The 1887-nt window shown below is 50.9% G+C and carries 2 protein-coding genes; both read right to left on the bottom strand.

Translation table 11 applies throughout. From position 1 onward, the window contains the following. Positions 1–13: 13 nt before the first annotated feature. On the bottom strand, positions 14–799 hold the full coding sequence (locus ACO6V1_RS23730) for a thiol:disulfide interchange protein DsbA/DsbL (RefSeq protein ID WP_422444276.1): 786 nt from the start codon (positions 797–799) through the stop codon (positions 14–16). Positions 800–973: 174 nt separating this feature from the next. Continuing rightward, on the bottom strand, positions 974–1579 hold the full coding sequence (locus tag ACO6V1_RS23725; RefSeq protein ID WP_422444274.1) for a c-type cytochrome: 606 nt from the start codon (positions 1577–1579) through the stop codon (positions 974–976). Positions 1580–1887: the final 308 nt, after the last annotated feature.

Here is a 1887-nt window from a genome sequence, read left to right as displayed (position 1 = left end):
CACTAGGAGCCTCCTAGCCTTTTCGATCCTGTTTAACTTTCCGGATCAGGTAGTCGGCAATCACCGGCATATTAGCCAGTGATCCAGCCAGCCCGGGCTCAACCACATAGCGCCCATCAATCACGATGGCGGGTACACCAGACAACCTGTAGCCTTTCAGTTTGGAGAAGGCTTTTTGCAGCTGATTATTAACACCGAAACCCTTGAACGCTTTATTAAACGCTTCAGGTTCAACACCAAACTCCCGATTCAGGAACTCGGCCATTTGTTCACTGTCCTTGAGCTGATTTCGGCGGTTCTGTATTTCACTGAAGATACCGGCATGAACCTGCTCTTCCAGTCCCAAATTGCGCACAGTATAGTAAAGCCGGGCGTGGGTCTGCCAAAGGTTAGGGCCGAAGAAACCGGGCGTTCGAATAAACTCAACATCGCCAGGCAAGGTCTGTTGCCACTGTTCAATCCTGGGCTCAAGTGCGTAACAGTGGGGGCATCCGTACCAGAATATGGAGACCACCTCCACTTTCTCCGGTATGGCGTCCGTGGTAACCGGATTGGATAAAACCCGATAGTGCTGGCCTGGCTGAAATAATTGCGGTGTACCGGATTGAGTGATGACTGACGCTGATGAGGTATCACCGGCTGCTGAGTGCGTGGTCGTGCTGGCCTGAGCTACCGGGGTATTTTGAGTAACGATCACTTCCTGACTGTGTTGGGTATCACTGAACAGATAACCCGCTGCGACCGTGGCGATGCCCAGGAATGCAGCGATACCTAATATACCCTTCGTTTTTTTTATCATACGAGAGTCCTCTATTTTTCATTGTTATTCAGGGATATGGCGCTTTATAGACGACACATTACGCCAGCATCTGACGAAAAGGAAGTCTGATCAAGCAGGCAGGTTTGTATGAGAGGAAAATGACAGAAGCCGGTAAAGCTCAGGCTTCTGTCATTAATCAGGGATAAAAAACGATCAACGAAGACCGCTGATGTAGTGAGAAACCGCTTCGATCTCTTTATTGCTCATCTTCTCGGCAATGGTTCTCATGATTTTGGTGTCACCATCGTTGGTTCGATCACCTTCACGAAGGTCACGCAGCTGCTTGGCGGTGTACTCTGCATTCTGGCCCGCCAGTAAGGGGAAGCCCGCCAGGAAGTTACCCTTACCCGTGGGAGAGTGACAGCTGGAGCAGGCCGGAATACCTTTCTTGGCATCCCCACCACGGTAAAGTGCTTGACCCAATGTGACATACTTGGTGTCAGTTGCTCCCTGAGGGGCTGGCTGACTGGCAAAGTAAGCCGCCAGGTCAGCAATATCCTGCGTGGTCAGAGCGCTGACGAAGGGCATCATCTCTGGCACAGAGCGTGTGCCGTCCTTGATTTCAGTGATCTGTTTGATCAGGTAACGCTCCCCCTGACCGGCGAGATTTGGCCAGTTTGGAGCAAGACTGATCCCTGTGGCACCATGGCAGGCGGCGCAGGTCGTTGCTTTGCTCTTGCCTGCTGCTGCATCGCCTTTGGCAAAGGCGATGCCCGTTATCCCCAAAGAAATTACCAGAGTGAGAATGACTTTTTTCATTACCTGACCCAGTTACGGCGTTTGCCTTAAATGGCTGTTATTATTCATCAGACCTGACAGCTTTTATTGTTTAGCGAAACAAGACCCATACAGAGATTCGCATCTGCTTTCTGTCTGTTTCAGCATCAGGTGACATGACGGCATGTACCTTGAACGACGATAGTATAAACTACTCAACCGGCGACCGGTACAGGCAGAGCGATATCGATCCGTTGGAAGTGATACCCGGGAGTCGGACAGGCTCCCGTTGCCCGTTTGCTGATCTCTTTTACGTGATTTATTGAGTCCCGTGCTTATTTATCACCGGC

It is taken from the genome of Endozoicomonas sp. ALC013, from assembly GCF_049310205.1.
Lineage (GTDB): Bacteria > Pseudomonadota > Gammaproteobacteria > Pseudomonadales > Endozoicomonadaceae > Endozoicomonas.
Note: the sequence above shows the minus strand (reverse complement) of the source record. Positions and strands in the feature narration are given on the sequence as shown.

What these genes read in the sequence shown, in the direction of transcription:
- ACO6V1_RS23725 (WP_422444274.1), bottom strand. Translation starts at nt 1,579, where the DNA reads ATGAAAAAAGTCATTCTCACTCTGGTAATTTCTTTGGGGATAACGGGC.
- ACO6V1_RS23730 (WP_422444276.1), bottom strand. Translation starts at nt 799, where the DNA reads ATGATAAAAAAAACGAAGGGTATATTAGGTATCGCTGCATTCCTGGGC.